The organism is Rathayibacter sp. Leaf299, assembly GCF_001423055.1.
GTDB lineage: Bacteria > Actinomycetota > Actinomycetes > Actinomycetales > Microbacteriaceae > Rathayibacter > Rathayibacter caricis.
Window position 1 is genome coordinate 97,573 of the sequence record NZ_LMNT01000006.1, and the last position, 26,894, is coordinate 124,466.

Here is a 26,894-nt window from a genome sequence, read left to right on the forward strand (position 1 = left end):
CACCACCGCGAAGGAGCCACCATGACCTCCCACACCCCGCCCAAGCCGCGCCCGACCGGATCCGGCAGCAACGTCCACCGCATCACCTGCAGGGCACGCACCGGCGACGACACCGTCATCACCGTGACCACCGCCACCCTCCTCGACTGGGCGATCCGCGTCGTGCCCGAACTGCTGCTCACCGCCTCCGAGAGACCCGCCGCCGCCCGCCTGGTCCGCGAACTCGACACCATCGACGCCCACCGCACCCACCACCCGCGGCTGCTTCGACCACACGCCCGTGTCCTCGAGACGCTGCACGAGGCACTACTCGCCGAGGAGCCCGAACTCACCCGAGCACGCGCCTTCATCGGTCCCGACACGATGCCGCAGCGCACCGACGCCCACATCCGCACCACCGCCACGCTCTTCAAGATCCCGAAGCTCGTTCCCGTTCCTGCGGCGTTGGTCTGGGCGGACCGGGTGTGCGACCTCCTCGAGCAGCGCGAGTGGCACCGCGGCCGCGGCCCCCACGCCACACAACTCGAGACCGCCTACGAACTCGCCTGGACCGCTCTCGCCACCCGCCAGATCAGCGACACCACGCCGTGACCGCGACCCCACACCCCGCGGCTGCGCGGACACTCGACTGGGCGATCCGGACCGTGCCGAGCCTGCTCCTGCAGGTGATCGACCACCGATCTCTCGCCGAGCGCCTCGACCAGCTCGCACCGGTCACCGACGCAGACCTCGAATACTCCCGCCTGCTGCACGCGCACGAATCCCTCCTCGCCCTCGCGCTTGACCGCTGCACGGTCGAAGAGGTCGCGGGGAGGCTTCCCTCGCTCCACCACAAGCGGCCGTACAACGTCCGCCCGAGCACCCCGACCGCGGCGCAGACCCAAGTGCTCCAGCACCTGAACCGGGAAGCCCGCATCCACGGCGCCCTCACCCCGGCGCCGGAACGCGCCCTGGCGCTCGCGCTCGTCATCACACGACTCGTCCCCCTGCGCGACGACCTCTACCGCGCCGACGCCCTCCACAGCGCGTTCGAGAACGTGCTCGACCGCTACCCCCGCACCGCGCTCGAGAACGCCCACCACGAAACGCTCGACGCGTCCTGACCGCTGCTTCCAGTCCCTCCACCACCCCTCCAACTCATCCGAGCCGTCCTCGACGGGAAGGGCATCGCCACGACCATGACCACTGCCACCACCAGCCTCTGGACGGCGCCCGTCGTCCAGACCGTGATCGCCACGCCCGCCGCTGCAGCGTCGCCCGCGAGCCGGCCTGCCGCTGACGCGCACCCGTTCGCTGCCGTCGCGGCTCGCGTGACGCGGCTGCTCGCTCTACGGCGTGGAGTGCGACCCGACCCTGGACTCGCCGACGCCGTCGACGCGCCCGCCGCGGCGTCGACGGTGCCCGTGCAGCTGCTGCGGGCCGTCGCGGAGGGAGAGCTGGCGGCGTTCGATGAGCTCCTGCCCGCCCTCGGCCTCACCCACCGGATCGTCGGCCTGCCTGACGGCCGCGATCGCCTGGATGTCGCCCTCGGGACGGTGCAGGTCGGGATCCTCTTCTTCGGCCAGGGCGGGAAGCTCGAGTCCGCGAAGCTGTGGGAGAAGATCCCCACCGTCCAACTCGACGTCGTCGCGGCCGAGCTGCTGCAGCACGACGGGATCCGCGTCGTCCTGGACTCCTCGATCGAGGATCTCGCCGCGGAGGTCCGACACCGGCTGAGCGCTCTCGCCACCTCCTTCGAGGACGTCGCGGCATGAGCACCCTCGTCCATGCGTGGGCTCGCCGCGAGCCGACCGCACGACCTCGCGACCCGGAAGGGCGCCTCGTCCGAGACGTCCTGACCTGGTACGCGGCTACCGTCGCCGCGGTACTCGCGTGGCTGATCGCGAAGGTCGCGGTGGCGCTCCTGCCCGGCACCCGCGGCGCCACCGTCCTCGCGGAGGGGCTCGGGTGGCTCGTCCTGGTCCTGCTCGCGATGTTCGTGGCCGTGAGCGTCGTGCGCGTCGCGCAGCTGCTCGCCGCGCACCGCAGCGGCGCCGGAGGCGCGGAGTGAACGCCGCGATGAAGGGGGACTCCACGCTTGCGCGGGTGACCCGCATCGATCGTCCCCGTCCGGTACAGCAGCGAGGCGTCGAGACGCGCGAGCGGATCCTCGCAGCGGCCTCGGCGGTGCTCGTCGAGGTCGGCCGGGACCGGCTCAGCACCGCTGACGTCGCCGAACACGCAGGAGTGTCCATCGGCAGCATCTACCGGTACTTCCCCGACCGCGCCGCCCTCATCGAAGCCGTGCTCGAGCAGGACGAGGTGTATGTGGCCCAGCTCGCGGTACTCAATGCGGCGGCCGCTGCCGCGGACGACCCGAACGATCGGTTGCGCTCAGCGGCGTTGACGAAGTCGACCGCCGCGCTCGTCGGCGCCCTCGCGAACAGGACCGCACGCCGCACCTGGAATCGCTCTTCACGGATCGCACCGGTCGACCTTCCTGAGCGTCGCGTTGGCGGTGACGCATGAAGACAGGCATCGAGCGCTCCTGTGCAACCGCCACCCGATCCAGCAGCTGCTCCGCCGCCTCGCGGTAGCAGCTCTCCGACCGGGCGCGACGGCCGTCTCTGCGTCAGACGGTCGGCCGCGAGAAGGCCCCCAGCGGCCTTCCGGGTGAGGCAGGACCTTGACCTGTCCCGCCTCACCCGACCCTCCACCCCGTGCACGTCTTCGAAAGGACCCGGCCTGATGACCACCCCCACCCCCTTCGGCGGAGCGAGCCGCGCCCGCGGCTACCGAGAAGACAGCCCCGACAGCACACCGGCAACGCCCGTCACCGTCGCACAACCCGTCGCCGTGGTGCGCCCTGCTCCCGAGCCTGAGGAGCAGAAGGAACCTGCCCCCGCACCGCCCGACTCCGTGCAGACGGTCGACGCCGTCCGCCTCGAGGAGACCTCGCTTGCGGAGCTCCCCACCGAGGATGAAGACGGGTGGGGGAGCGTCTCGACCGACCTCGACCTCGAGCAGGAGCCCGAGCACACCGTCGCCCAGAAGGGTGTCCGCGGGCTGCTCGTGAAGGCCACCGGCGGCCTGCTCAAGCTCGCACCCGGCCCCGTCGAGCTCGCGGAGCTCGAGCACGCACGGCAGACCCAGATCGATGAGCGCACCATCCGGCAAGCGACCTGGACACGAGCCGTCTCGGTGCTCGTCGCCAACCGCAAGGGCGGCGTCGGCAAGACCCCCACGGCCCTATGCCTCGGAGGGACGCTCGCGGCCGTCCGCGGCGGATCCGTCGCGATCGTCGAGGTGTCCGATGACCCCGGCGCCCTCACCTTCCGCGCCGAAGGATCCCCAGCCCTGGGACTAGGCGAGCTGCTGCGCGACATCGACTCGATCACCTCCGCCGGCCAGCTCGCCGGCTACACCGCCCCGCAGACCTCGTTCGCATCCGTCATCGGCTCCACTGGCCGACGCGACCGCCTCACCCGGGACCAGGTCGTCGCCGCGTCCGCGCTGATCGACGAGTTCCACAACATCCGCGTCATGGACTCCGGGAACCAGCCCACCTCCTCCGCCTTCCACGGCGCCGTCGAGACCGCCGACGTCCTCGTGATCCCGCTGCTCAACGCCGGCGACGCGGCCCTCGAAGCGCTCGCGCTCCTCGACGAGCTCCACCGTGCCGGCGGCCACGCCGAGGACCTCGCGAAGAACGCGATCATCGTCCGCCTCACCGACGGCCGACCCGAAGCGACCCACGTGACCGAGCGGATCACCCGCCTGATCGACCGCGCGAAGCCCGCCGCTGTGTTCGAGATCCCGTTCGACCCGCACATCGCCGAGCGTGGCCAGATCACCCTCGACAAGCTCTCGCCCGCCACCGCGGCCGCGTTCACGCACCTCGCCGCCGGAGTCGTCGACGTGCTCAAGAAGACCGTCCACTGACCACCACCACCCGACAGAGAAGAGAACCGATGACCACCCTCACCAACACGACCACCCTCCTCGCCGGCCCCCTCCGGACCATCGCGAACCCCCTCGATGGAGTCGTCCCCGACTTCACGATCTTCGGAGCCCAGTTCACCGAGCTGTGGCAGCAGGTCCTCGGCGGCCTCTGGGGCATCGCGATCGTCATCGCAGTCGTCTTCGTCATCGTCGGCTTAGTGACGATGGGCAAGGCAGGAGGCAGCAACCCTCACTCCTATAAGGAAGGCCAGACACAGCTCAAGTGGGCGCTGATCTCTCTCGCCGGACTCGCCGCCCTCGCCGTCGGCGTCGGCGCCATCCTCGCCCTCGTCGGCTGAACCGCGGGGGCGCCGACGTGCGCCCCCGACTTCTTCCACACCTTCGTCGCGAGCGTCGGCGCGGCGCTCGCCCCGCTTCAGCAAGGGAACATCGATGAGCATCAACTCGCCCCAACCTCCCGCTCGCCGCTGGCCCTGGCTCCTCGGCGGCATGATCGTCGTTGCTGCGCTCATCGTCGCGATCCTCCTCGTGAGGACCTCGACGGCAGAGCAGACTGCTCCCGCCGCGCCGTCGAGCTCGACACCCGCGGGGCCGAGCCCTGCAGAGTCGCTCTCGCTCACGCCTGACCCCGTCGCGGATGCTGCGCCCACCGGCTGCTTGGGCGGCCCTGGTCGCGACGCTGAGATGGTGCTCACCACAGTCGAGAAGGCTCCGCACACGAGCAACGGTGCAGTCGAGTTCGCGGCGTCGATCACCCGCTGGCTGTACCAGCGTCCCGTACCCACCGCAGGAGACGTCGAACGGGTCCAAGAGGGCGCGGTCTCGTCGTCGGCCGCAGACTCCGACATCGCGGCGTACTACGCCAGCAATCCCGAGATGGTCGCCGGCTTGGGTACCACCCAGCCCTTCTACCTCTCGACGGCGCCGGGGGTCTATCTCCTCGAGTCGTTCACTCCGACGAGCGCGACGGTGACGATCGGTACCGGCATCGTTCTCGACGGCGCACTCGCGGCGTCGAGGCAGCAGAGCGCAACGATCAGCGCGGAATGGACCACCGACGGGTGGCGCCTCACCGACATCAGGGGTACCCGAGACGTGGGATCGCTCTTCACCGCGGGCACTCCCTTCACCGGCGGGTGCTGATGCGCACCGGCATCGGCGAGATCATCGACGGCGCAGCGAACGCCATCGATTTCGTGAATGATCCGTGGGGGCGCCTGTTCAAGGTGTTGCGGGACGCCGCGTCGGGGCTGGCGAAGGAGCTGCTGCCGGCGTTGACGACGGCGACGCTGCCGGATCTCTCGGCGGACTGGTTTCTGCGCGCGTACGCGATCGCGTTCGCGGCGGCGATCTTCGTCGCCGTGGTGCTGCTGATCCCGTTGTTCGTGCGGACCGCGCGGGGTGCGATGGCAGGGCGGGATCTCGCGCAGGCCGTGATGATCTACTTCCCGGTGTTCCTGATCACGGCCATGTTCGGTCCAGCGTTCGGGCGGCTGCTGGTCGAGTTCTTCCACGCCCTGTCCGACGCGATCGCGCAGTGGGGGATCGTCGGGTCGGCCGAGGAGTCGCTGACGCAGCTGCAGACCTCGATCGACCGCAACGATGGGACCGCGGTCGCGGGCGGGATCTTCGTCTCGATCCTGCTGATGCTGGGCACGATCGTCGCGCTGATCCTGGTTCTGATCGTCCTGGTCGTGCAGCTGCTCACCCTCTACTTCACGGGGGTGGTGATGGCGCTGGGCCTGGTGTGGTTGATCGACCCGCAGTATCGCCGGTTCGGGCAGAAGATCCCGATGCTGTGGTTGGGGCTGCTCGCGTCGCATCCGCTGCTGTTCTTCCTGCTGGGCGTCGCGTTCCGGATGACGGCGGCCACGACGGGGCTGTTCAACCAGTCGCCGTCGCTGCAGGCGCTCGTGCAGGGGATCGTGTCGATCCTCGCGATGATCGCCGCGGCGATCTCGCCGCTGCTGCTGATGAAGTTCGCGCCCGTCATGCCGACCGCGGCCGCCGCGGCCGCAGGCGGGGTGTCCGCGGCGGGGATCATCGGGGCGCCGACTCTGACGTCCTGGATGTCCCGCAACGACGACTCCAGCACACGTGCCGGCAGCACCGGTGATGGCGACGGGCCGACGTCGACCACGTCGACGGTGAGCGAGTCGTCGGAGTCGACCTCGAGCACGTCGACGCTGGCCTCCTCCGACTCGGTGAGCGCTGTGGCCGGTGGTCCCGGTGCGTTGACCGGCACCGACAGCGGGGAGGGCGCCGGCTCTGCAATGCCGAGTGCAGGGCCCGCGGGGGGTCGTCATTCGGCGCCGGAGACGCTTCTGGGTGCGTCGTCGCCTGCGGGCGCGAGCGGCGCCGACGAAGCGGTGACGGGCGCTGCGGGAGCGGGCGAGGCGGTGGCCGCCGGGGGTGGCGCTGCAGAGGCGGCGGCCGCGGCGGGAGCCGCGGAGTCCTCGACGGGTGTGGGCGCGGTGATCGGTGTGCCGACGCTGCTCGCGGCGGGCGCGATGAAGGCGGGGGAGGCCGGCCTACAGGCGGGGCTGGTGGCGACGGAGAAGGCGGCCGAGATGGTCGATGAGAACGGGGAGCCGGCATGAGCCAGTCGTACGTGCGCTACATCGGCGGGGAGGCCGGGCATCGGTCGTTCTTCGGCGGCACCCACTCGAAGGGTCGCGTGGCAGGCCTGGGCCTGTTCTTCGTCGGCGGTGTGATCGGTCTGCCTCTGCTGGGCTGGCCGGCGCTGCTGATCGCGGTCGCCGGCGCCGGGATCACGCTGCTGGTGACGGTCCGCACGCATCGCGGGTCGATCGCGGACAGGCGTCGAGCTCGGCGCCGCTGGAAGCTGCGCCAACGCACCGGCACCGACGTGTTCACCCCCTACAGCGACCAGGCGTGGGAGGCCGCCCTGCAGGCGCAGGCGTCCGCGCGCGGTCGGACGGCGAAGTGGCATGCCGCGCGGACGGTCGGGGCGTTGCGGGCGATGCCGGACGGCGCCGACGGGATGGGCTGGCTGCAGTCCGGGCGCGCGACGCCCGGGATCGCGTGGCATGCGGCCGCGGGGGAGCAGGAGTACCTGTCGGTGGTGTTCTCGGTGTCCGGGCAGTTGCGCGGCATCGAGTCCGCGTCGGTCCTGAACCGTGCCGCGGCCGGGTGGGGTGCGTTCCTCGCGGGGCGCGCCGCCCCGTCCTCGCTCGCCCGGCGGGTGCAGACGATGACGCGAGTGCTGCCCTCGGACTCGGCGTATCAGGAGCACTGGGCCGCCGGCTCCCTCGACACCGACATCCCGGCGGACCTCGAGGACGTATACAGGGCGGCTCAGCAGTCGTATGCGGACGTGATCCGGCTCTCCTCGGAAGGCGCGATGGTGCAGCGGCACTACATCACCGTCTGCTGGCCGGTCACGGCGGCGTTCCGGGACGCGGCGTCGAAGTACGGGCCTGGCCGGGAGGGGTGGCGGGCGCTGATGCGGCAGGAGATCGCGGCGACCATCGCCGGCCTCACGGAGGCGCGAATGGGCGACGTCGCCGCGTTGACGGCGCGGCAGGTCGCCGCGGTGATGATGCATCAGCAGAACCCGTCCCGCCCGATCGACCTCGTCGCGGGCCTGGACCCGGCTCGGCCGGGCCTTGCGTCGCACGACGAGTTCTCGGCGCAGATCGTCGAGGACGTCGACCCGCTCACGGACCTGCCGGTGACCTGGTGGCATCGGACAGCACGCCTGGTCCCGGAGTCGATGGCCGTCGCCGGCCGCACCCCGCTGTGGATCCTGGACCTGCTCGTCGGCGCCGGCCTGTCCTCGGTCCGGTCGATCGCGTTCCACATCAACCTGATCCCCGCCGCGGAGGCGAAGGCCTCGGCCCGGCAGGATCTCGTGCGCGACAGCGCGGAGGTCCTCTCCCGCCGGCAGGCGGGCCAGATCGATGTCGGCGACACGCAGACCGCGATGTCCGCCGCGCAGCGCCGCTCCAAGGACCTCGTCGCCGGCAGCAACCATCACGGCACGTCCTGGGCCGGCTACGTCACGATCTCCGCCCGCACCCGCGAGGACCTCTCCCGCGCCTCCCGCGAGCTCGCGGACCTCTGCTCGAACTCCCTCGGCATCGCCCAACTCGACTGGCAGGACTCTTACCAGGCCGCCGCATCCGGTGCGACGTGGCCGATCGGTCGCGGGATCGCATCCGAGACCACCTCCCTGTCGGCACGGCTCTACCAGGGCCTGGCCGGCACCAGCGAGAAGGAAGCCCTCTGATGCCGCAGCTGCAGCAGCCCGCGCAGCTCGACCCCGACGCGCCGGTGTTCGACGCCGACGATCCATCTCTCACCGTGGATCTGTACCCGGATGGGCACCTTGGAATCGACCTCGGTGATGGTCATCAGTGGTGCGTGACGTTGTGCGCTCGGACGCGGCACGACCCCTCCGTCGCCCTGTGGGGTGTCGCGGAGTGGGGATCACTGGCGTCACCGATCGGCTGCTTCCTCGCACCGACCGAATCGAGCGCACGGACGCTGCGGCACTGGGCAGCCGTCGTCGTCACGGGCGTTGCGGAGGCTGGGCGGGGTGATCAGCATGCGGATCGTCCGACCAGCACGAACTGATGTTCCCGTCCCTGCAGCGGTGGTGGAACTCCTCACCGAGCAGCACCCGCGTCTTCTCAAGATTCGCAAACGAGACGTGACTCCCGGCCCCGTGGTACCGCCAACCGATGAAGTAGATCTTCTCCGCGTCCTCGATCTGCCGGGTTCGAGGCACATCCCGGGGGGTGACGGGCCTCGTCGACGCGAGAGCGACCGGGATGACGTCAGCGAAGTCCTGGAAGAACGCGGACGGTCGGAACGGATCCTCACGATCCGGCCGCAACCCGAGAGCGTCCAGCAGAGCCGAGTACTTCTCGCCCAAGAACGGGCGAAACGAGTAGTCCGCGTCGACGTCGAACTCGAACGCAAGCTGCCCACCGCACAGCCCGAACAGCAGAACCATCGGCCGCAGATCCGTCAAGAACACGACGCTGAACTCCCGCCCGTGCCGTCGGGTCGGCCAGGTGAATCGGCATCGAGTCTCACCGGCCGCCCTCATCTGAGCGTGCAGCGTGCGCAATCGCGGAAGAGAGACCACCTCACCATTCTCGCCGCGAGCGCACCGCCACACCGCTCACTCCTCCCGGCAGAAACCACCTCCCTGTCGGCACGGCTCTACCAGGGCCCGGCCGGCACCAGCGAGAAGGAAGCCCTCTGATGAAGCGCAGCACCCGCCGCGAAGCCTCCGCCCCCCTCGACGACACTCTCCACGCCACCGACGCCAGCGCAGCACAGGAAGCTCCGGACGTGAGCGGGCCGCCTCGTCGACGTCGCCTGTTCCAGGACCCGGCGAAGCTGGCCGCGAACGCCGTCCCGGATCCCGCCGGGATGGCCGCGGGAGAGACGGCGCCGTGGGACGTGCCGGGGACGCGGTTGCGTGCGTCCTCGAGCAAGGGCGCGCGCGGCTGGTACGCGCCGTCCGCGAAGGGCGCCCCGTCGACGACGCGGCAGGCGGAGATCCTCAACACCGCCCTGATCGGTCCGCCCACCGGGACCGACGGGATCGTGAACGGCCGCGACATGCTCTCTCGCACGACGATCTCTCACGACGCGTTCACCGCCTATAACGCCGAACCCCGCCGGATCACGTCCCCGAACTGCGTGGTGTCCGGGTCGGTCGGGAAGGGGAAGTCGTCGCTCACGAAGACCCTGTTCGTGTTGCGGCCGCTGGTGCTCGAGCGGCGCCGCGCGGTGATCTTCGACAAGAAGAAGAAGGGCGAGGAGGGCAGCAACGGCGACGAGGGCGAGTACGCCGACGTCGTGCGCCGTTTCGGCGCCGAACCCATCCGGTTCTCACCCGACGCCGCCACGACCCGGCTGAACCTGTTCGACCCGATGATGGTCCGCGGCGGAGGCGTCGCCGGGCAGGTGCGGCTGCTGCGCACCGTCGCCGCGCTCGCGAACGGCGGCGCCGAACTGACGAAGTGGGAGAACGAAGCGGTCCGCTCCGCGTTCCGCCGCATGCACGAGACGGGAACCGCCCGCGGCCGCCGCGCAGCGGCCCGCTCGACGGAGCGCGCGTTCGTGCTCACGGATCTCCTCCCGCACCTGGGGCTCATCGCGGACGACCCGGAGTACCGGGACCTGTCCGGTGCGGTGAAGGAGGAGCTGCACCGCGCCGGGGTGTCGGTGCGGCTGATCTTCAACGGCCTGGTCGAGGAGTACGGGGGCATGTTCGACGGGGAGACGTCCGCCGACGTCGACCTGCAGGGGAAGGTCACCTCGTTCGACATCTCCCAGCTGCCCGACGAGGGTCCGGCGGTGCCGATCGTGATGGCGCTCGGTAACGAGTGGCTGATGGGGCGCCTGCAGGACGAGCGCGGCTGGGGCACGAACGTGATCTGGGAGGAGGGCTGGCACTTCATCGGCGGCCCGTCCGCGTCCCTGATCCGCTCCTCCGCGAAGCTGTCGCGGTCGCTGGGGCTGTGCAACGTGTTCGTGATGCACAAGGTGTCCGACATCCCCGAGGGGTCGCCTGGGATGTCGATCATCCAGGAGGCGCAGACGATCTACACCTTCGGTCACGACCGCGCCGAGGACGCCGCCGTCACCGGCCGCACCTTCGGCTACGCCCCCGAGACGGTCGACCTGCTGCTCACGCTCAAGCCTGGGCACTTCGTGTTCAAGTACGGCTCCCAGCCCGAGACGCACGTCCGGCATGTGCGCTCCGGGTGGGAGACGGCCGTGACGAACACGGACCAGGCGATCGCCGCGATGCAGCACGTGCGAGCGAGCTGACATGCGCGCCGGAGGAGGGATCACCGCGGCGCTCGCGCTGCTGCTCGTGCTGCTGACCGGAGTGACGATGTCCGGCTCCGCCGCGGCCGCCTGTGGCACCACAGCCGGCTCCGTGAACGCAGCCGCCGCCGCGACGCACGAGCCGGTGAACGGGTACTCCGGGGATCAGCTCGTGAACGCCGCACTGGTCATGAACGCTGCCGCCTCGCTGCAGTTGCCCGTGCGGGCGCAGCAGATCGGGGTGATGACCGCGATCGGGGAATCCTCGCTCCGCAACCTCGACCACGGCGACGAAGGGCAGGGCGTCACCAACCCCGACGGGACGGCGACGTGCTCCGTGGGCCTGTTCCAGCAGCAGTGGTGCCTGGCCGGATCCCCCTGGGGCACGCGCGCGCAGACGATGGACCCCACCCACGCTGCGACGTCGTTCTTCACGCGCCTGAAGGCCGTCCCCGGGTGGGAGAGCATGGACCCCTCTACGGCCGCGCACAGCGTGCAGGGCAACGCCGACCCGGACCACTACACGAAGTACCTTCCCGCCGCGCAGGCGATCGTGCAGGCCCTGACCGGTGCGGCGACGTGCGCAATGAGCGCCGTGTCCGGCGACGGGAAGGCCCTCGCCCAGAACCTCGTCGCTGCGATCGACCGGGGACAGTTGCGCATCCTCGAGCAGCGGTACGAGCAGCAGCTCCGGGCGGTGGCCGCGGGCACCGCGGCGCCCAACTGCGGGATCAGCGTGCAGGTGCTGCAGATCATCACGATCGCCACGCAGACGTTCGAGAAGGTCGGCGTCTCCGACCTCAACCGCCAGTGCACCGGCTCCCTTCTGGGCGCCGGCACCGGCTCCTCGCACTGGGTCCACGGCGGAGGCGACGCCGTCGACTTCTTCAGCCTCAACGGGACCGCGCTCACCGGAGGCGACGGGCTCTCCGTGCAGCTCATCACCGTCCTGGACCCCGTCGTCCCTCCAGGATCCCGAGTCGGGCAGATCGAGTGCCGGCCAGCAGCGCTGCCGCTTCGGCACTTCACCGAGTTCGAGGACTCCTGCAACCACCTCCACATCGATATCGCCTACGCGAACGCCGCCCCCCTCACCCTCCCCACCAGCTGAGCGCCCACCAGGCAGCGCCACCACCACTACTCCGGCAGGCACCTCGTCGCCGGACCGATGAAAGGACAGACCATGGCCATCACCCGCAGCCGCCACGCCGAGGCGTTCCTCGACACCGCCGTCCCCCTCGCGCAGGTGTACCTGCCCGACCTGACCGCCGTCTCGCTCGCGGACGCACACCAGGTCGCAACGCGGCTGCAGACGGCCCGACAGGACAGCGAGGATCTGTTTCTCGAGCGGGCGACGCAGCTGTGGTCGAGCGTCGCCGCAGCGCCGCGCGACCGTGAGCTCGTGACGGCCGCGACCGCAGCGGCCTCGGCGCTGCGCGCCGACATCGATCAGCGACTCCGGGATCTCGCGGTGCCCGCGGTGACGCCGACCAGGTCAGCCGACACGGTCACCGACGGTGGCTGGGCCGAGCGGGTCCGGTACGGGCTGGGCGAGCATCGCGAGCAGCTGGACCAGCGCCTCGAACTCGCGCGGCTCGCAGAGGCCGGAATCGTCGAGCGATTCGTGCTGCTCACCGCGATGGGCGACTCGACCGAGACCCCGGAACTGATCCCCGCGATCCGGCAGGAGCGCGCCGTCGACGAGCGTCACCTCACCGCGTTCGCCGGCGAGCTGCGCGATGCCCCTCCGCTCACGTTCGAGGGCTGGCGTGCCGCGGGCCTGGACGACGCGGTGCGCATCGCGAGCAAGTGGACGGACCTGGATCCCGCGATCGAGAACCTCACCCGCGACATCGACCGCATCATCGCCACCAACTCCCACCTCGGGATACCGACGATCCAGGACGCTCGCGACCAGGCCGAGCACGAGATCCCGCGCATTCCTGACCTGAGCGCGACGCAGGAAGCTCTCTCCCACTGGAACGTCGCGACCGATGATCTGGTCACCGGCGGCCGAGAACTCAAGCACGCTGAGATCGAGCCCGTCGCGCAGCAGCTGCACGCGGCTCTCACCGTCGCCTCCTACGAAGGCCAGGCGGGGTTCGACGCACGCCTGAACGACGTCAGCGACCGTGCGATACGAACGCTCGACGCCCTCGAGCAAGCCCAGAACCACCTGAGGGAACTTGCGGCGCCGACCCCCTCGCATACGTCGATCACCGAGAACCGGCAGGAGATCGCAGGCGCTCTCATCGACCGTTACGCCGCGCTCCTCGGGGACCACACCAGGCCCCTGCACGCGGCGGTCGCCGCCCACGACATCGACGCCCTCGTGCCGATCGAACCGGTCGAGCAGCCCGCGATGATCTCGACTCGGAGCCAGTTCCAGGCCGCGCTCCGCTCCGACCTCGCCTCCCTCGTCGACGGGAAGATCGGCCCGTCGACCTCTTCGCTGCTCGAGCAGCACGACAACGTCGCTCAGCGCCTGCACCCTGAGTTCACGCCGAAGCCGTTCACCGTCGTGGACGTGGAGGAGAAGCTCCAGGTCGAAGAGCAGGCCCGCCGGCAGGAGCGCGGGGCACGTCAGCCCTCGATGTCCCGGTGACGGGCACGCCGGCGGAGTACGCGCGGGAGTACGCCGAGCTCGGGAGGCTGATCGAGCACGTCGCCACCACCTCCTACGCCGCCGCCTCCCTCGCTCCGAGCGACCCGCGGCACCACCTGCACGCGCAGGCCCTCGTCGCCGCGCTCGAGCAGGCGGAGACCGGCGCCGGCGAGGACGCGGCGGCCGCCGCCCTCGCCGACATCCTCGTGTCCCGCTGTCCTCGGCATCCGGTGACCCTCGAGCAGACCCGCGTGAAGCTCGCGTGGATCTGCCGCGAGCTGGACACCTTCACCACCAGCGCACTCGCACCGCGACCTGCCTGACGACGTCCGTCGTCGAGCACGCACCCCTTCTGAAAGGACACATCATGGCTCTGCCCACCGTCTTCGAGATCGAGCACTCCTGCGGCCACGTCGCAGAACGCGATCTCTCCGACAAGCCCGCCGGCAAGCGAGCGGGCCTGGCCGAGTGGCTCGGCAAATCGCCCTGCTTCGACTGCTTCAAGGCCGAGAACGCCAGCACCGTCTCCGCGGAGGTGAAGGCCGGCCGGGAGGCGCGGCGCGCGGAAGCGATCGAGTGGGCTACCACCCACGAGCTCGCCGTGCTGCGCGGCACGGACAAGCAGAAGGACTGGGCGTTCCGTGTGCGTCACGAGATGCTCGCCGCCTCCTACGAGGCCCTCGTCGTCGGCGACGGGATGGCGGAGTCGGACTACGACAAGAGCGTCCTCGAGCCCGCCCGGTTGGTGGACTTCGCGGGCTGGTGGATCGACAACCGGAACGTCGAGGTCCGTGACCTCCCCGAGCTGCTCGCCGACGCCGGGCTGGACGAGCGAGCCTCCTCCACGGAGAACCCCCTGTGAGCGCGGAGCCCGATCCTGGGAAGGACGCCGTCAGAGTCCTCGGCACCGTCGCTGCCGTCCTCGCGCTCGGCTCGGCGGTCTGGGTCGCGTTCTCCCTCGGGTCCACGCTCGAGCACGTGAACAGTGCGCGGCCGGGAGATCTCCCGGGCCTGATCCGCGGGTTCAAGGACGGTTCGCTGACGTGGCCGGCCACGTCGACCGGGATCCTCGTCGCGGTCCTGGTCGTCGAGCTCGCCGCGATCATCGGGGCCGTGTTCCTCTGGGGTCGCCTCCGGCGCGGCCGAGACGACTCCTCCGCGACAGCGCGGATGGGAGAGCGGGACTCCCGCGCGATGGGCGTCAAGGCGCGCACGAAGCAGACGGCCGAACTGCACCCCGAGTCTCCCGTCGCGATCGCGCCGGGCCTCGTCGTCGGCGCGACCACGACCGGCGCGACCGTCTACCACTCGTGGCGGCAATGCGCCGCGTACGTGATGGGGCCCGGGACGTTCAAGACCACCGCGTTCGTCGTCCCGCACGTGCTCGCGGCGCCCGCGGCCGCGATCGTGACCAGCAACAAGCTCGACGGGATCTCGCAGATCATCCGCGGCCGTCGACCGGAGATCACCGGAGGGCGGACGTTCGTGTTCGATCCCGAGAAGCTGATGGGCGGTGATGGGCGGCCCACCTTCACGTTCAACCCCTTCGAGGGCGTGGAGAGCATCGACGACGCCCGCCAGGTCGTCGCGATCTTCGAACTCTCCACCAAGGGCGAGAAGGACACCGGCGGGCACGCCCAGTTCGACACGAACGGGCGGGACCTCCTGGCGTGTTGCTTCCTCGCGGCCGCGCTGCAGGAGCTGTCGATCTCCGAGGTGCACCGGTGGGTATCGAGCGAGTCGCTGATGAAGAACGCCCTCACGATCCTCGAGCGCCACGGCGCCCGCGGCGCGGCCCGCACCCTGCAGGGGATCCTCGGGACCGTCGCCGACGAGACCCGCTCCGGGTACGTGTCCACCGCGCAGCGCATGCTCTCCGGCCTCGCCAACGATCAGATCGTCGCGTGGGCCGTCCCGCGCGAGGACGCGCCGGCATTCGACGCCGCGGCGTTCGTCGCCGGCCGGAATACGCTCGTGCTGCTCTCCAAGGCCGGTGGCGCCAGCGGCGCCCTGATGACCACCCTCGTGCGCATCGTGTGCCGGGCGGCCGAGAAGGCCGCCTACGCGACCACCCGCCGGCGCCTGCCGGCACCGATGGTCGTCGAGCTCGACGAGTGCGCGAACGTCGTGAAGTGGAATGAGCTGCCCGAGCTGTTCTCCTACTACGGGTCCCTCGGCATCGTCGTGTCCGCCTACTTCCAGTCCATCGCCCAGGCCAAGAACCTCTTCGGCGAGACGCGGTTCGGGACCCTCTGGGATGCCGCCAACCCCGCCGTGTACGGCGGCGGCTCCAAGGACGAACGCTTCCTCGAAGGGATCTCCAAGATCCTCGGCGAGTACGACGAGCAGACCCCGTCCGTCTCCTACGGCCCCTCGGGAGCGTCGACGTCCACGCACCGATCGCGCCGCCGGGTGATGTCCGTCTCCGAGCTGTCCGAGATGGACCCGCGGCACGCGATCGTCCTCGGCGACAGCAACGTCCTCGTCAGAAAGCTCCCCTACTTCGAGGACAAGACCCTCCGTCAGCTCGCGATCCCCGCCGACGTGCCGTGATGGACGAGCTCGAGCAGCAGCTGCAGGACGCGTTCGTCGCCTGGGTCAGCCAGCGGCTCTCCCGGATCGAACGGCGCCCCAACTCCTGGTGCCCCAGCTGGTGGGCCCATCCAGAAGCCGTCGACCGGCTCTACGCGCTGCACCAGGCGTGGGAGAAGGCCCAACGCCACGAGACGCTGATCTCGTGGTGGAACTACGACTGGGCCATGCAATGGCCGGCCCTCACTCAACCCGGCGGAGTGCTCGACGGCTGCACCGCATTCGAGCACATCGACCCGGTCCTCCCGCAGATGGAGTTCAAGGACCTCCCGGCCGGCCGCGACCTGGAACTACCCTTCCCACCCTCCGGCGAGAACCTCGACGACGAAGACGAGGACGACGCGGAGGTGGAGAAGCGCCTCAGAGCGGAACGCGAAGCGGAAGAAGAAGCCATGCTCGCAGCTCTGGCCGATGACGACTCGTCCTGATCCTGCCTAGCAACAATAGAAAGACATGCGCGATGGACGACCAACAATAGGAGTCGCTCCGCGTCGGCCACTTCTTCAATGAGAATTTCTGATAGACAGAAGAGCATCACGTTCCAGTATTAGGAGATCACCTCATGGCGCAGAAGCTCACTCTCATCGACGACATCGATGGCACCCCGATCGACGACGGTGGGGGAACGTTCCAGTTCTCGGTTGACGGCGCCAACTTCGAGATCGACTTGTCCGCGACGAATGCTGATGAGCTGCGTGAGGTGTTCCAGAAGTACACCTCCGTTGCTCGCCGCTCACGCGCAGCGACGCCTACCCGAGCCACGGCGGGATCGAAGAAAGACCCGCAGCGGCTCAAGGCAATCCGAGAGTGGGCCGCGCAGAACGGGCACGAAGTGTCCAGCCGAGGCCGGATCTCCGCCGACATCCAGCAGGCTTACGACGCCGCACACTAACCGCGTGCTCGCGCTGAAGGTTGACGCGGTGACCGGCATGACCCTAAACGGGCAAGCCGCCCGAGGGAGAGAGCTCTCCGGTCGCGCGCGGAACGGCCGTGCGCTCGATTGGCGGTCAGCTGCGAGGATGCAGCTTGTACTTCTTCTCCGCCCAGCTGTTCGGGCTCTCGATCACAACAACGACCACTAGGCCGCGGCCACGAGGACGATCGGCGTCCACCCAAAGACGTTCAACCACGTCCCGAAACGCCGCGTAGGGCTGGTCGCTCCGAGGAGGTACGTGTCCACGGGTGGACGCGCAGACCGAATTGGATGCAAAGATCGAGCATGAACTCACTGCCGGACTCCTACGTCGATGACATGCCCACCGATCCCGACCTCCTGGAGGATCTGGGACGAGTCGCCTGGGCGGCTGCTCGACTCCACTACGGAGTCCGAGACGCTATAGGCCGGCATGAGGGAGCCCCTACTGACGAACCGTTCGAAACTACTCTGGGAGGCGCGATCAAGAAGCTCGAACGGCTCGCGACAAGCGCTGGACGCACTGACCAGCTCGACTGGGCGACCAACATCGGTTGGCCCGCAACCCTCAACCGGAACGCGGTCATTCACGCGATCGTCGTCACTGCCGACGACGGCCGCCAAGCGCTCACCACCCAGGACCACTCGGCTCCCGGTCGGTTCCTGGTCCCCGAGCTACGCGCTGTAGTGCTCGACCTCATTGACGCAAGCATGAAGCTCCCTCTCTAGAGACGCGATCAGGCCCTGTTGGACGTCGGCGCCGGGAGAGTGATGTGCAACGCACCTCTAACGGCGGCCGCGATGCCATCACCGACTTCACCCTGACGCTGCACCTCGTGTCAGAGCTGTGGAGATCCGGAACTCGACAGAGCTCACACCGACACGGATCACTACAGATGACAGCGAGAGTCCTCCCACGAGTTGCGGGAGTTGCTGGCTTCGGCCCCTTCTCGCAGACAGACGAATCGAAAGAGGGACCCTCACCAGGGTCCCTCTTTCTCATTTTCGCCTAGACGACTGTCGACGGGTCACTGCAGTTGGTGGCCGCGCCCCGCCTGCAGCTCGTCCCGCTCCGCGCGCAGGTCGGCTGAGCTCGGGAGCAGGCCCGGTTCGAGATCTCGTGTCCGCCGAGGACCACGGCTGACGGTATGTCGAGGCGGCGTCGGAGCGTGCGACTGCTCGCTCGTTCGAGTGAGCGCGCTCTGACGTAGTTGCCGATCGCCGCGATCGGCAGCGGCCTTGCGCACTACCGGGTCCGGCAGCGCCGGGAGCCGATCAGCCGCGCGCCCTGCTCGAGCGGTCCTCGCCTGCGGGGCCTGATGGTGGCGACGGTACACCTGGCCGTCGTGGGCGAGGCGCTCTCGAAGCCGCGCGGCGACGGGATCGGCGGCGTGCCGCTCGGGGATCGGGGTGGTCTCCGCGTCGGAAATCTGGTGGGTCGCGCGGTAGGTCTCGACGTCGACGACGAGGCTGGCCCAGGCGCGTTGGACGCGCGGGCCGACGTCGGGCCGGGGGAGGTGCTCGCGGGTCCAAGCGGGCGGCTCGTTGATGTGCTGAGCGCGCTGCTGCTCGAGCTGCAGAGCGATCTGCTGGTGCCGTTCAGCGAGGTGCTGACGCCACGGCTCGGGGAGTCGGCTGTCGGCGAGGGCTGCGGCGGGGGCCGCCCAGTCGGGGACGGCCGACGTCGTCCTGGAAGTGGGCGCTTGGTCGGGTTGGAAGCGGCGGGCGCGAGCTTCCGCCGCGAGCTTGTTCTCCACGGTCCGCGCCTGCCAGAGCCGATCGGAGAGCGCACGTGCGGGCCGGGCGCTGTCGACGTCGGCGGGGGCGGGGCGCTGGCTGCGGGGGCCGCGGTCGAGGTTCTCGCAGATGCGCTGGCTCGCCGGCATCGTCTGGCGCAGACGTGCTTCTTCGCGCAGCGTGAGGATCTCGCGCGCTCGCGAGCGGACGAGGTCGCGGTCCAGGTAGAGGTCGGGGTTGGCCATGTCGGCTCGGCGTTGGGCGATGCGCTCGGCGATGGCGGTGTCGGTGAGGTGTCCGTGGCGGCGTTGCGTCCAGGTCGACGGGGTCGCGGGGGAGTGCTGGGCGAGGGCGCGCTCGGCGTTTTCCCGGTCGGTTCGGGCGCGGTCGAGGGCCTTCTGCAGGGCGTCGTCGTCGAGGCCGGCGAGGGGCCGATCGGCAGGGAGAGTGTGGGCGCGGGCGGTGTTGTTGCGGATCCGGGCGGCGAGGAACGCGGCGGGGTCCTCCGGTGGTATCTCGCCGAGGTCGCCGTCGTTCCACGCGTTCGTGAGGGCCTTCGTCGAGCTGATCCCGTCGCGTTCGGCGTCCTGCAGGGCTGTACGGATGCTCGGCCAGGAGGTGCTGAGACGTAGCTCGTCGGTGGTCGCGGTGCCGAGGATGTCGGCTGCGGCGGCCTCGAAGCGGAGGTCGTCGGCGCGCTCGGCGACGTCGGCGTACTCGCTCAGCGCCTGGGGGAGGGAGCCGACTCGGTCCTGTTCCTGCCGGATGGTCTCGGTGGCGGAGAGGGTGCGGTCGATGTTGCCGGCGATGCGGGCGAGGGCGTCGTCGATGTGCTCGGCGTCCTCGACGGCGACGTAGAGGCGGTTCTCGTACCGGCCGCGGGTGAGGCCGACGTAGGCGTGCTCGCGCTTCGTGGTGGCGCCGGCGAGGGAGTGCGCGGTGTCGACGGTCATGCCCTGGGAGCGATGCACGGTGGAGGCGTAGCCGAGCTGCGTGTGCGCGGTGAGGTAGCTCTTGGGGAGGGTGACGCGGCCGCCGTTGCCGGCGTGCTCGGCGAGCACGGATCCGTCGCGGCTGACGGTGAGGACGTTCCACACGTCGTTGTTGAGGACTCGGTCGCGGCCCTTGTTGTAGCGGAGCTCGGTGGTGTTCTTGCGGGTCACGATGACGTCGCCGACGTGTGCGGAGAGCCCATCGCGAAGCGGCGCGGCCCGGCGTCCGGTGACCTGACCGGTCGCGATCCGGTAGGCCTGCGCGCGGGCGGAGAGATCCGCGACGGTCGCGTTGTCGTCCGCGATCATCAGCGACGTCGCCCCCTTGTCGACGTCGTGCTGCCACGCCTCGTAGACGGCGTCGACCATCGACTCGGCCGACCCGACTGTGATGCGTCCCTCCTGCTGGTACCACTCGAACGGTCGCGCCTCCGGGGCGCCGTCGCGCAGCAGCAGGGACGCGTCGGCTTCTGCGGTGTTCAGGGTGGTGGTGCCGTCGGGGTGGCGGGTCTGGAAGCGGTAGACGTCCTCGAGCTCGACGGCGCCGACCTCGCGTTGGATCAGGCGCAGCGCGCCGCCGGCCTCGACGGCGCCGAGCTGACGGTCGTCTCCGATCAGGCGCACGACGGCGCCGCGATCTGCGGCGAGGGCGACGATCTGCGCGAGCCGGTCGGTGCCGGCCATGCCCGCCTCGTCGACGACGATCACGTCTCCTTCGCGGACCTCGCCGGTGAGGAGGAACTTGTGCAGGGTGGACGTCGGGATCCCGAGGCTTTCGCCGAGGACTCCGGCGGCGGCCGCGGAGGGGGCGAGTCCGATCATGCGGCCGCCGGCGTTCTCGACGGCGCGCGCGGCCACTCGCAGCGCCGTGGTCTTGCCTGCGCCGGCGGGTCCGACTCCGACGAGAAGGCGCCGCTCGGACGTCGCGAATGCCTCGGCGAGTCGCGTCTGCGCCGCGTCCAGGCTCGCGCCGTCGGTGGCCATCGCGGCCGCGAAGTGGGCGTCCGTGACGGTGGGGGTGCCGTGGTGTCGGGCGGCGGCGAGGAGGGCGTCCTCGGCGTCGAGGATGCGGCGGGAGGTGAATACCGCGCGGCCGCGGTGCTCGTAGATCGACGTCCCGTCGGCTCGGGTGAGGGGCGCGAACGTCGCATGCGGGCTCGCCGGAGTCAGGGCGATGCTGTCGCGGAGCGCGAGATCCGCGATCGCCCGGATGGTCGCTTCGTCGACCGGAGTGTTCGCGTGGTGGTGCTGCACCCACCGGCGCGCCTCCGCGTCGACCGTGTGCGCACCCCAGGTGGTGTGATGCTCGGACACCGTCTGCAGGACCGCGGCGGCCGCGTCCTCGACGCGGATCCGCGAGGGCGCCTGCGCAGTGCGGAGGTCGTCCGCCCGGGCGCGGGCGGTGTGGAGCATCCCGTCGACGGCGTCCTTCCCGGACACGGTGATCGCCTGCTGCCGCCAGTCGGCGCGGAGCGCTTCGAGGGAGCGGGCGTGCTCCTTCGCGGGCCGGGTGTCCAGGGTCGCCTGCTGCGCGATCTTCACTCGGGTCGCGGCGTCCGGTTCGTGGCCGTGCTGCTGCCGGTACTCCTTCTCGAGGCGCTTGGTCGTCTCCCGGATCGACGCGGAGCGGGAGGAGAACGCGGTCATCAGCTCCGTGTCCACGCCCGCGATCTCCATCACCGGGCGGCGTCCCTCCGCGACCTGCCGCGCCTCGACCGCGACTCCGAGACGATCCCGCAGAGCGGCCATGACCTGCTGGTTGTAGAACTCCGACGCCGCCACCGCCTGCTTGTGCAGCAGCGCCCCGTCGATCGCCCGCCACTTCCCGTCGACGCCCTGCACCTTGTTCGACACGACGACGTGATCGTGCAGCTGCGGGTCTCCGGTGCGGGAGTCGTAGTGCCTGAACCGGGACGCGACCAGGCCCCCGCGCACGTCCTCCTGAGCGACCCCGTCACGTCCGGTCCGCGTCGTTATCGCCGTCTCCTCGAGGTACCCGACGGCCGCGGCGATCGCGTCCTCGTGCGCCTGCTCGACCTGCCGGCGGGTCTCGTCATCACCTAGCGCCCACAGGACCGACACCGACTTCGCGGGCGAGAACACCAGGTCGTAGCCCGCGACGGCCTGCTGCTGCGGGCGCTGCGCGGCGGTGATGAACCGGCCCAGCTCCTCCTTGTCGACAGCGTCCCGGCCCTTCGCGTCACGGAAGGCGATCGCACCCTCGCGCACCCGGATCCGTCGACGCTCATCAGCGTCCGGCTCCCGGTGGTGGATGCGCGTGAACGCCTCGTAGCCGTCACGGATCCGTGCGCCGAGACCGTCGTCCTTCACGTCGTAGCGGTAGTACGACGCCCCCAACTTCACCGACCGGTGCGACGCTCCCGCATTCAGCAGGGCGTCAGCGTTCGGGTGCAGCCCCTCCCCGTAGAGGGCCTTCATCTGCGCCTCGGTGACCTCCCCGCGCACGGCGCGGGCGGCGTCGGCGGCGAAGATCGGCCGGCCCTCCGCATCCCGGGCGATGACGGTCTCGCCGAGTCCGGCGAGTCCGGCGCCCATCCAGACGCCCGCGGGATTCCCGTCGGCGGTGTAGTAGTCGCCGAGCTCGCGATCCGCGTCTCGGCGCACGTCAGCGGTCGCCACCTCACTCGTGTAGTAGGTGTAGCCGTCCCCCGCGGACAGTTTGTGAAGAGTCATCACCTTTGAAGAGTACCGGGAAGGTCAAAGATGCAAGAGGTGTGACGACCCAGTGACCGAAGAATGAGGGAACGAGCGCACGAGGAACGAGAAAGCGGGGTCTGGCCGAAACCGCAGGTTTCGCGCGGAGAAGACGCCCACCAGAGCGAACGAAGAGAGCGCGGGCGTCTTCGGTGCGGCCAGGAACGAGAGGCCGGCGGTGGGCGGGGGAGCGAAGCGGACGCCGTCCACGGCCGGACACGAGTGGGGCCGCACCCGCGAGGCCCGCACCGACCAGGTGCGGACCGAGCAGACAGCGCAGCCGCAGGCTGCTCCCTCGCGTGTAGCGCGTCCGCCGTGAGGGCGGCTGCTACCGTCGGAGACACCGGACCGCTCGACTCGGCCGAGGTGTGGGCGTTAGGTCGGCGCGAGGAGCGTGGCGTGTGTCTACCCTCGGGGCATGAGCGAACGCGGGACCGGCTACTGGTGGGTGAACCAGGGGCTCACGCGCCGTCGGGGCGCGATGATGAGCCTGCTGTGGGCGCCGGATCAGGACGCGCGCGGCGGGAGGCAGCCGCACTGGGAGACGCTCGGCCGAGTCGAGCCAGACGACCTGCTGCTGCACTACGCCGGAGGCTGGATCGTGGGCACGAGCGTCGCGCTGGCGCGCGCTCAGGGCGTCCTCCGTCCGCCGGGGTTCGTCGGAGGATCGCCCGCTGACCTGGGCCGTCAGGTCCTCGTCGACTACGACGAACTCGAACGTCCCGTGCCGCTCTCCGCGATCCCTGCGGAGCAGAGGCAGGGGGCATCGGGAACCGGATCGCCCTTCACTCAACTCGGGACCGTGCAGCGCGGGTACGTCTTCCAGATCGACGCGCCTCTCGTGGATCTCGTTCTCCGAAGTGCAGGGGTACTCGACTCACGTTCGGAGGCGGACGATGACGCGGACGACGCCGTCGACGGCGGTACCGAGCTGGCTTGGATTCGCGAGACCGACGGGCGCACGACCGCGACCTTCCGCCGCGAGCAGACGGGCCTGCGCCGGTCGCTGTTCGGCGACGCACGAACCAGTCGCTGCGCTCTCTGTGGAGACTCCCTCCCGGTCGACCTGCTGCACGCCGCGCACATCAAGCGTCGCGCCGACTGCTCGAACGAGGAGAGAAACGACCCCAGCGTCGTCATGGCCGCCTGCACTCTCGGGTGCGATGCGCTCTACGAGCTCGGCTACATCACCGTCAACGATTCCGGCCACATCCACACCGCGCCGCAGGCCCCTACAGCCGCCGCGCGACTCGACGGCCGTCGCGCGCTCGCGCACAACGACACGACCGCGAGGTACTTCGCGTGGCACGAGAGAACCGCCCGACTGCTCCGCACCACACGCTAGGACTCGATGCACGGATCAGCCCGCCGGCACGACAGACAGATACGCCGGGCGCGCAACGAGGGGAGCGAGGCGGGCGCTGCTACCGTGCTGCCAGGTCAACTTCACACGCCTCCGACGCAGGGCGGGCGTTCGGTATTTGGTGTGGAAGGAATTGGCCTCATGGCACTTACGAAGAGCGCCGGCGCAGTAGACGCGAAGGCGAAGGCGCGCGAGCGCGCTGCCGCGTTCCGCGACCGGGAAGCGAAGCTCGAGACCCTCGCGGTGGACTACTTCACCGCCTCTGACCGGATCGACACGATCAACTCGGATCTCGAGGAGACCATCGTCAAGCTGCGCGAGCGCGCCGCCGACAAGGCCGCCTCCGAGCGCGCGGACCTGAACGCCGCGATCGCCGGCATGGCCGCCCTGGATGTGTCGGCATCAGAGATCGCCGAACGACTCGACCTCACCGTCAGCATGGTGCGCGCCGCCCTCCGGGCGGCACGCGAGGACGCCGGCAGTGAGCCCGCGGAACTCCCCGAGGCTGGGACGCTGGACGCGGAAACACCCTCGACCGAGCCGCACGGCGAGCCGAAGAACGACTCGACGCACGACAGCAAGGAGAGTGCAGAGTGGGCGGCGTGACACGACGCACCGACAGCACTCCGCCGGAACCAGAGGTTGTGTTCGACGTCGCGCTGGAGGAGGTCTCGTAGATGGGTAGGTCGAGTGCGCTGAAAGCGCGTCGTCGGGTAGACAGAGAGGAGCAGCGAGATCTTCAGCTGCGCACGTTCTGGCACGGAGGGATCCCCGGCCTAAAGGCGGGGGAGCGCCTTCTCTGCTTCGACGATCTCGACAACGACCTGCGCGGGGCGAACGCACCTCACATGACCTCGAGAACCGGGTCTCTGCCCGACCCAACACGGTCCGATCGGGTCTACTTCGCGAGCGATCGCAAGTTCGCTCGCGCGTTCGCGAACTTCATGGACGCGAGCGCGCCCGGCGCAACGCGTCCCCTCAGGGGCGCCCTGTATCGCGTCGAGCCGATCGGCGAGATCCACGAAGATCCGGACTTTCGAGGCCGTGGAGTGTCGTGGTGCGCACGGTCAGCCGTGATCCTCGAATGCGAGGAGCTCGAGGTCGTGATGTCTGAGGGCGAAGCGAACGCTGTGATCGGACCGCACATGACGTGGGACGACGGCAGTGCGATGTACGCAGAGAACGGGATCGTGCTGAGAAGCCGCGAGATGCGCACCGCTGGCGTCCCGGCTCTCGCGCTCACCCGTTACGGGCGGTGGCCCTACATCGAAAGGGTCCTGCAGGATCTGAACGCGCGGATCGCTCGCGGCGAGTTCACCAGCGGCCGCTGACCGTCGCGGCTCAGAAGAGCGTGGGGAGGTCCTCGTCGATGCCGGCGAGGACCTTCCGCATTCCCGCTGCGTCGTAGCCGCACTCGAGCACGAACGCTCGCAGCGCTCGCGAGCGTGCGGCACGCTCGCGTCGAGCAGTACCGACCGAGGTCAGGGTGGTGGTGGGACCGGCGTACCGACCGCGCTGGGTGCGGTCGATCATGTTGGCACGCGCATCGCCCTCGCGCAGGTGCGAGGTCGCCGAGTCGACGTCGGCGTGCACACACAGCGGCACATCGCACCAGTGCAGCAGCATCACGTCACGCTCGAGGACGAGCCCGGTGATCTGCTCGAACGCGTATCGCTGCGGACGGAGCACCTGCTGTCCTCCGTCTGGACGGCGGGTCCAGAAGCGGCCGTAGCCGTCGTCACCGATGGCGCCCGTCCAGATCCAGCAGTCCTCGGGTGCTGGCCCCTTCACGACGCGTGGCCAGAAGCGGTCGGCGATCACCACGACAGTCCTCGCCGGTGTTCCTCCGTGTGGGTGAGCGCTCGTCGGATGATCGCCGCCCAGACGTCGAAGCGCGCCTGCTGGCCACGCTCCTCGAGGCGGTCGGACAGCTCCTGGAAGAGCGCGCGCAGCTGAGGTGCGTCGAGTTCGCCGTCGCGGGTCATGCCCGCGCCAGGGATCGCTTCGTAATCAGGATCCCGCGAGTGCGGAACGCGCGGGGGCTGTCCCGATCAGCCTCCTCGCGGAAGAGGCTCGGCACGGCCGGGTACCAGGAGAGCACGCGCCGGGTCGGGTCCAGAGCCCACGAGGGCACCCTCCACCCGTCACGTTCGGCGAGGTGATCAGCCAGAGCGGCGAAGGCGGCGTCGAGCTCGGCCGCGCCGGTCGGCGCCGGCTCCTCGGAGAACACCGAGGACGCGAGGGCCGCACCGCCACGCTTCGCGGTCGAGGTGTAGTCGTCGAGGGTCTGCAGAATCCCGAACCGCCACGCAGGGTCGAACGGCTCGCCCTCGGCGATGAGCTGGGCCGCCCGCCGCGCATTGCCCGCGGCGCTGTGCAGAACTCGAGGACCGAAGTGCTCACCACTCGAGGTCGAGCGATCAACGGGAAGCGCGAGTAGCGCGCTGATCGAGAGCAGGTCACCTCGGAACTTCATCTCGTGACCTCTCCTCAGCTTCGTCTAGCGTACTCGGGCGCCACCACGAGTCCCGAGGAGTTCGGGGAAGCGGTTCTCCCACAGGAGTCGTACGCGGTCAGGACGGGCCAGACCGTGAGGAGCCGCTCACGGTTCAGGAGGGCGGCCTGGTCGGCGGCGGTGCCCTCGTTGAGCAGCGCTTAGTAGGTCTTGAGGACGCCTCCCGTCGTCTCGAGGTCGATGGTGGACTCCGGTATCCAGTAGACGTGGCGGGTCGAGGACTTCCGCCTGCGGACCAACGAGCTCGTCACTCGTCCCCGGGGATCTCGCACGGCCGCAAGTCGCAGACGAAGACGCTCTGCTCGGGTTCGACCGTCTCCTGCGCCTCCACTCGGAGCAGTGTTCGAACCACTTAGGACTACTTTCGAACACTTTTTCTGGTAGGCGTAACGTGTACCGGTTAGAGGTCCACTCTTGACCGAAAACTAGCCATACGCGGCCACAGGCGCCCCTGTGGCGCCGTTTCTGTACCATTCCGAGGTCGGATTTCACACGGTTTTAGATAATCGATCTAGCCCCGTTACAGAGCCTCGCGGAGAGGAGTGCTCTGGTATCCTGGTTAACGAAACGACCCCGAGCGGCACAGTGCCGACTCGAAGGTCGGACCGGTCGCACGGGGTCAGGGTTCTTGGCGGAACTCCTCGATTCTACCCGACCTGCACGACTCGTCCACCTATGGGGCGAAGACGGCAGGTCGGGGCGTC

The 26,894-nt window shown here is 69.7% G+C and carries 28 protein-coding genes; 22 read left to right on the plus strand and 6 right to left on the minus strand.

Going from position 1 to position 26,894, the window contains the following annotated elements; all coding sequences use genetic code 11:
* Positions 1-21: 21 nt before the first annotated feature.
* The 10 genes from ASF48_RS17635 to ASF48_RS17680 all read left to right on the plus strand — a co-directional run bounded on the left by ASF48_RS17635 (position 22) and on the right by ASF48_RS17680 (position 8,194).
* Positions 22-591 carry a hypothetical protein gene (locus ASF48_RS17635; protein ID WP_055794518.1) on the plus strand — a complete coding sequence of 190 codons (570 nt, stop codon included), beginning with the start codon at positions 22-24 and terminating at the stop codon, positions 589-591.
* Positions 588-1,103, plus strand: coding sequence for a hypothetical protein (locus tag ASF48_RS17640; RefSeq protein WP_055794520.1), 516 nt, complete (start codon positions 588-590; stop codon positions 1,101-1,103). Before ASF48_RS17635 ends, ASF48_RS17640 begins: the two co-directional genes overlap by 4 nt.
* A 75-nt stretch (positions 1,104-1,178) precedes the next feature.
* Complete coding sequence (locus tag ASF48_RS17645) at positions 1,179-1,754, plus strand: hypothetical protein (RefSeq protein ID WP_055794522.1); 576 nt, start codon at positions 1,179-1,181, stop codon at positions 1,752-1,754.
* Positions 1,751-2,050, plus strand: a complete 300-nt coding sequence (locus ASF48_RS17650) for a hypothetical protein (protein ID WP_055794524.1) — start codon at positions 1,751-1,753, stop codon at positions 2,048-2,050. Before ASF48_RS17645 ends, ASF48_RS17650 begins: the two co-directional genes overlap by 4 nt.
* Positions 2,051-2,085: 35 nt before the next feature.
* Positions 2,086-2,508, plus strand: a complete 423-nt coding sequence (locus tag ASF48_RS17655) for a TetR/AcrR family transcriptional regulator (protein WP_162238050.1) — start codon at positions 2,086-2,088, stop codon at positions 2,506-2,508.
* 219 nt (positions 2,509-2,727) lie between these two features.
* Complete coding sequence (locus ASF48_RS17660) at positions 2,728-3,921, plus strand: MinD/ParA family ATP-binding protein (RefSeq protein WP_157603231.1); 1,194 nt, start codon at positions 2,728-2,730, stop codon at positions 3,919-3,921.
* A 29-nt stretch (positions 3,922-3,950) separates the two neighbouring features.
* Positions 3,951-4,280, plus strand: coding sequence for a hypothetical protein (locus tag ASF48_RS17665; protein WP_235577279.1), 330 nt, complete (start codon positions 3,951-3,953; stop codon positions 4,278-4,280).
* Positions 4,281-4,374: 94 nt separating this feature from the next.
* Positions 4,375-5,085: a hypothetical protein gene (locus ASF48_RS17670; protein WP_055794530.1), complete on the plus strand. Its 711-nt coding sequence runs from the start codon at positions 4,375-4,377 to the stop codon at positions 5,083-5,085.
* Positions 5,085-6,542 carry a hypothetical protein gene (locus tag ASF48_RS17675; RefSeq protein ID WP_157603232.1) on the plus strand — a complete coding sequence of 486 codons (1,458 nt, stop codon included), beginning with the start codon at positions 5,085-5,087 and terminating at the stop codon, positions 6,540-6,542. The genes ASF48_RS17670 and ASF48_RS17675 overlap by 1 nt, the downstream gene beginning before the upstream one ends.
* On the plus strand, positions 6,539-8,194 hold the full coding sequence (locus ASF48_RS17680) for a hypothetical protein (protein ID WP_055794534.1): 1,656 nt from the start codon (positions 6,539-6,541) through the stop codon (positions 8,192-8,194). Before ASF48_RS17675 ends, ASF48_RS17680 begins: the two co-directional genes overlap by 4 nt.
* On the opposite strand, the gene ASF48_RS19550 is transcribed toward ASF48_RS17680, so the two are convergent.
* Together ASF48_RS19550 and ASF48_RS17685 are read right to left on the minus strand one after the other, a co-directional pair.
* On the minus strand, positions 8,152-8,319 hold the full coding sequence (locus tag ASF48_RS19550; protein WP_157603233.1) for a hypothetical protein: 168 nt from the start codon (positions 8,317-8,319) through the stop codon (positions 8,152-8,154). The genes ASF48_RS17680 and ASF48_RS19550 overlap by 43 nt on opposite strands.
* Positions 8,320-8,476: 157 nt before the next feature.
* The gene (locus ASF48_RS17685) at positions 8,477-9,091 is read right to left on the minus strand and encodes a DUF6037 family protein (RefSeq protein ID WP_327205452.1); all 615 of its coding nucleotides are present in this window, start codon (positions 9,089-9,091) and stop codon (positions 8,477-8,479) included.
* A gap of 86 nt (positions 9,092-9,177) precedes the next feature.
* Between ASF48_RS17685 and ASF48_RS17690 the strand changes: the two genes are divergently transcribed.
* From ASF48_RS17690 to ASF48_RS17730, 9 genes are all read left to right on the plus strand, one after another.
* Positions 9,178-10,758: an ATP/GTP-binding protein gene (locus tag ASF48_RS17690; protein ID WP_157603235.1), complete on the plus strand. Its 1,581-nt coding sequence runs from the start codon at positions 9,178-9,180 to the stop codon at positions 10,756-10,758.
* Between the two features lies 1 nt (position 10,759).
* The gene (locus ASF48_RS17695; protein WP_055794538.1) at positions 10,760-11,869 is read left to right on the plus strand and encodes a hypothetical protein; all 1,110 of its coding nucleotides are present in this window, start codon (positions 10,760-10,762) and stop codon (positions 11,867-11,869) included.
* Between the two features lie 72 nt (positions 11,870-11,941).
* Positions 11,942-13,363, plus strand: a complete 1,422-nt coding sequence (locus ASF48_RS17700; protein ID WP_055794540.1) for a hypothetical protein — start codon at positions 11,942-11,944, stop codon at positions 13,361-13,363.
* The gene (locus tag ASF48_RS17705) at positions 13,360-13,686 is read left to right on the plus strand and encodes a hypothetical protein (protein WP_055794542.1); all 327 of its coding nucleotides are present in this window, start codon (positions 13,360-13,362) and stop codon (positions 13,684-13,686) included. Before ASF48_RS17700 ends, ASF48_RS17705 begins: the two co-directional genes overlap by 4 nt.
* Before the next feature lie 44 nt (positions 13,687-13,730).
* Entirely contained in the window at positions 13,731-14,225 is a 495-nt protein-coding gene (locus ASF48_RS17710) for a hypothetical protein (protein ID WP_055794543.1), read from the plus strand.
* Positions 14,222-15,916: a type IV secretory system conjugative DNA transfer family protein gene (locus tag ASF48_RS17715; protein ID WP_055794545.1), complete on the plus strand. Its 1,695-nt coding sequence runs from the start codon at positions 14,222-14,224 to the stop codon at positions 15,914-15,916. The genes ASF48_RS17710 and ASF48_RS17715 overlap by 4 nt, the downstream gene beginning before the upstream one ends.
* On the plus strand, positions 15,916-16,383 hold the full coding sequence (locus tag ASF48_RS17720; protein ID WP_082481764.1) for a DUF4913 domain-containing protein: 468 nt from the start codon (positions 15,916-15,918) through the stop codon (positions 16,381-16,383). Before ASF48_RS17715 ends, ASF48_RS17720 begins: the two co-directional genes overlap by 1 nt.
* Before the next feature lie 134 nt (positions 16,384-16,517).
* A complete protein-coding gene (locus tag ASF48_RS17725) occupies positions 16,518-16,847 on the plus strand; it encodes a histone-like nucleoid-structuring protein Lsr2 (protein ID WP_055794550.1) in 330 nt (109 codons plus the stop codon).
* 327 nt (positions 16,848-17,174) lie between these two features.
* Positions 17,175-17,597 carry a hypothetical protein gene (locus tag ASF48_RS17730; RefSeq protein WP_055794552.1) on the plus strand — a complete coding sequence of 141 codons (423 nt, stop codon included), beginning with the start codon at positions 17,175-17,177 and terminating at the stop codon, positions 17,595-17,597.
* Between the two features lie 299 nt (positions 17,598-17,896).
* Here the strand turns inward: ASF48_RS17730 and mobF are convergent, their stop codons facing one another.
* Positions 17,897-22,291, minus strand: a complete 4,395-nt coding sequence (gene mobF / locus ASF48_RS17735; RefSeq protein WP_082481728.1) for a MobF family relaxase — start codon at positions 22,289-22,291, stop codon at positions 17,897-17,899.
* A gap of 439 nt (positions 22,292-22,730) precedes the next feature.
* Here mobF and ASF48_RS17740 point away from each other — a divergent pair, with 439 nt between their 5' ends.
* The 3 genes from ASF48_RS17740 to ASF48_RS17750 all read left to right on the plus strand — a co-directional run bounded on the left by ASF48_RS17740 (position 22,731) and on the right by ASF48_RS17750 (position 25,006).
* The gene (locus ASF48_RS17740; protein WP_055794556.1) at positions 22,731-23,657 is read left to right on the plus strand and encodes an HNH endonuclease; all 927 of its coding nucleotides are present in this window, start codon (positions 22,731-22,733) and stop codon (positions 23,655-23,657) included.
* Between the two features lie 6 nt (positions 23,658-23,663).
* Entirely contained in the window at positions 23,664-24,281 is a 618-nt protein-coding gene (locus tag ASF48_RS17745; RefSeq protein WP_157603236.1) for a hypothetical protein, read from the plus strand.
* Positions 24,282-24,523: 242 nt separating this feature from the next.
* Positions 24,524-25,006 carry a hypothetical protein gene (locus tag ASF48_RS17750; RefSeq protein WP_157603237.1) on the plus strand — a complete coding sequence of 161 codons (483 nt, stop codon included), beginning with the start codon at positions 24,524-24,526 and terminating at the stop codon, positions 25,004-25,006.
* Between the two features lie 10 nt (positions 25,007-25,016).
* Here the strand turns inward: ASF48_RS17750 and ASF48_RS17755 are convergent, their stop codons facing one another.
* Genes ASF48_RS17755 through ASF48_RS17760 form a run of 3 tightly spaced genes read right to left on the minus strand, consistent with a single transcriptional unit; the run spans position 25,017 to position 26,151 of the window.
* Complete coding sequence (locus tag ASF48_RS17755) at positions 25,017-25,499, minus strand: hypothetical protein (RefSeq protein ID WP_055794562.1); 483 nt, start codon at positions 25,497-25,499, stop codon at positions 25,017-25,019.
* Complete coding sequence (locus ASF48_RS19555) at positions 25,493-25,660, minus strand: hypothetical protein (protein ID WP_157603238.1); 168 nt, start codon at positions 25,658-25,660, stop codon at positions 25,493-25,495. Before ASF48_RS19555 ends, ASF48_RS17755 begins: the two co-directional genes overlap by 7 nt.
* Positions 25,657-26,151 carry a hypothetical protein gene (locus ASF48_RS17760; RefSeq protein ID WP_055794564.1) on the minus strand — a complete coding sequence of 165 codons (495 nt, stop codon included), beginning with the start codon at positions 26,149-26,151 and terminating at the stop codon, positions 25,657-25,659. The genes ASF48_RS19555 and ASF48_RS17760 overlap by 4 nt, the downstream gene beginning before the upstream one ends.
* Between the last annotated feature and the right edge of the window lie 743 nt (positions 26,152-26,894).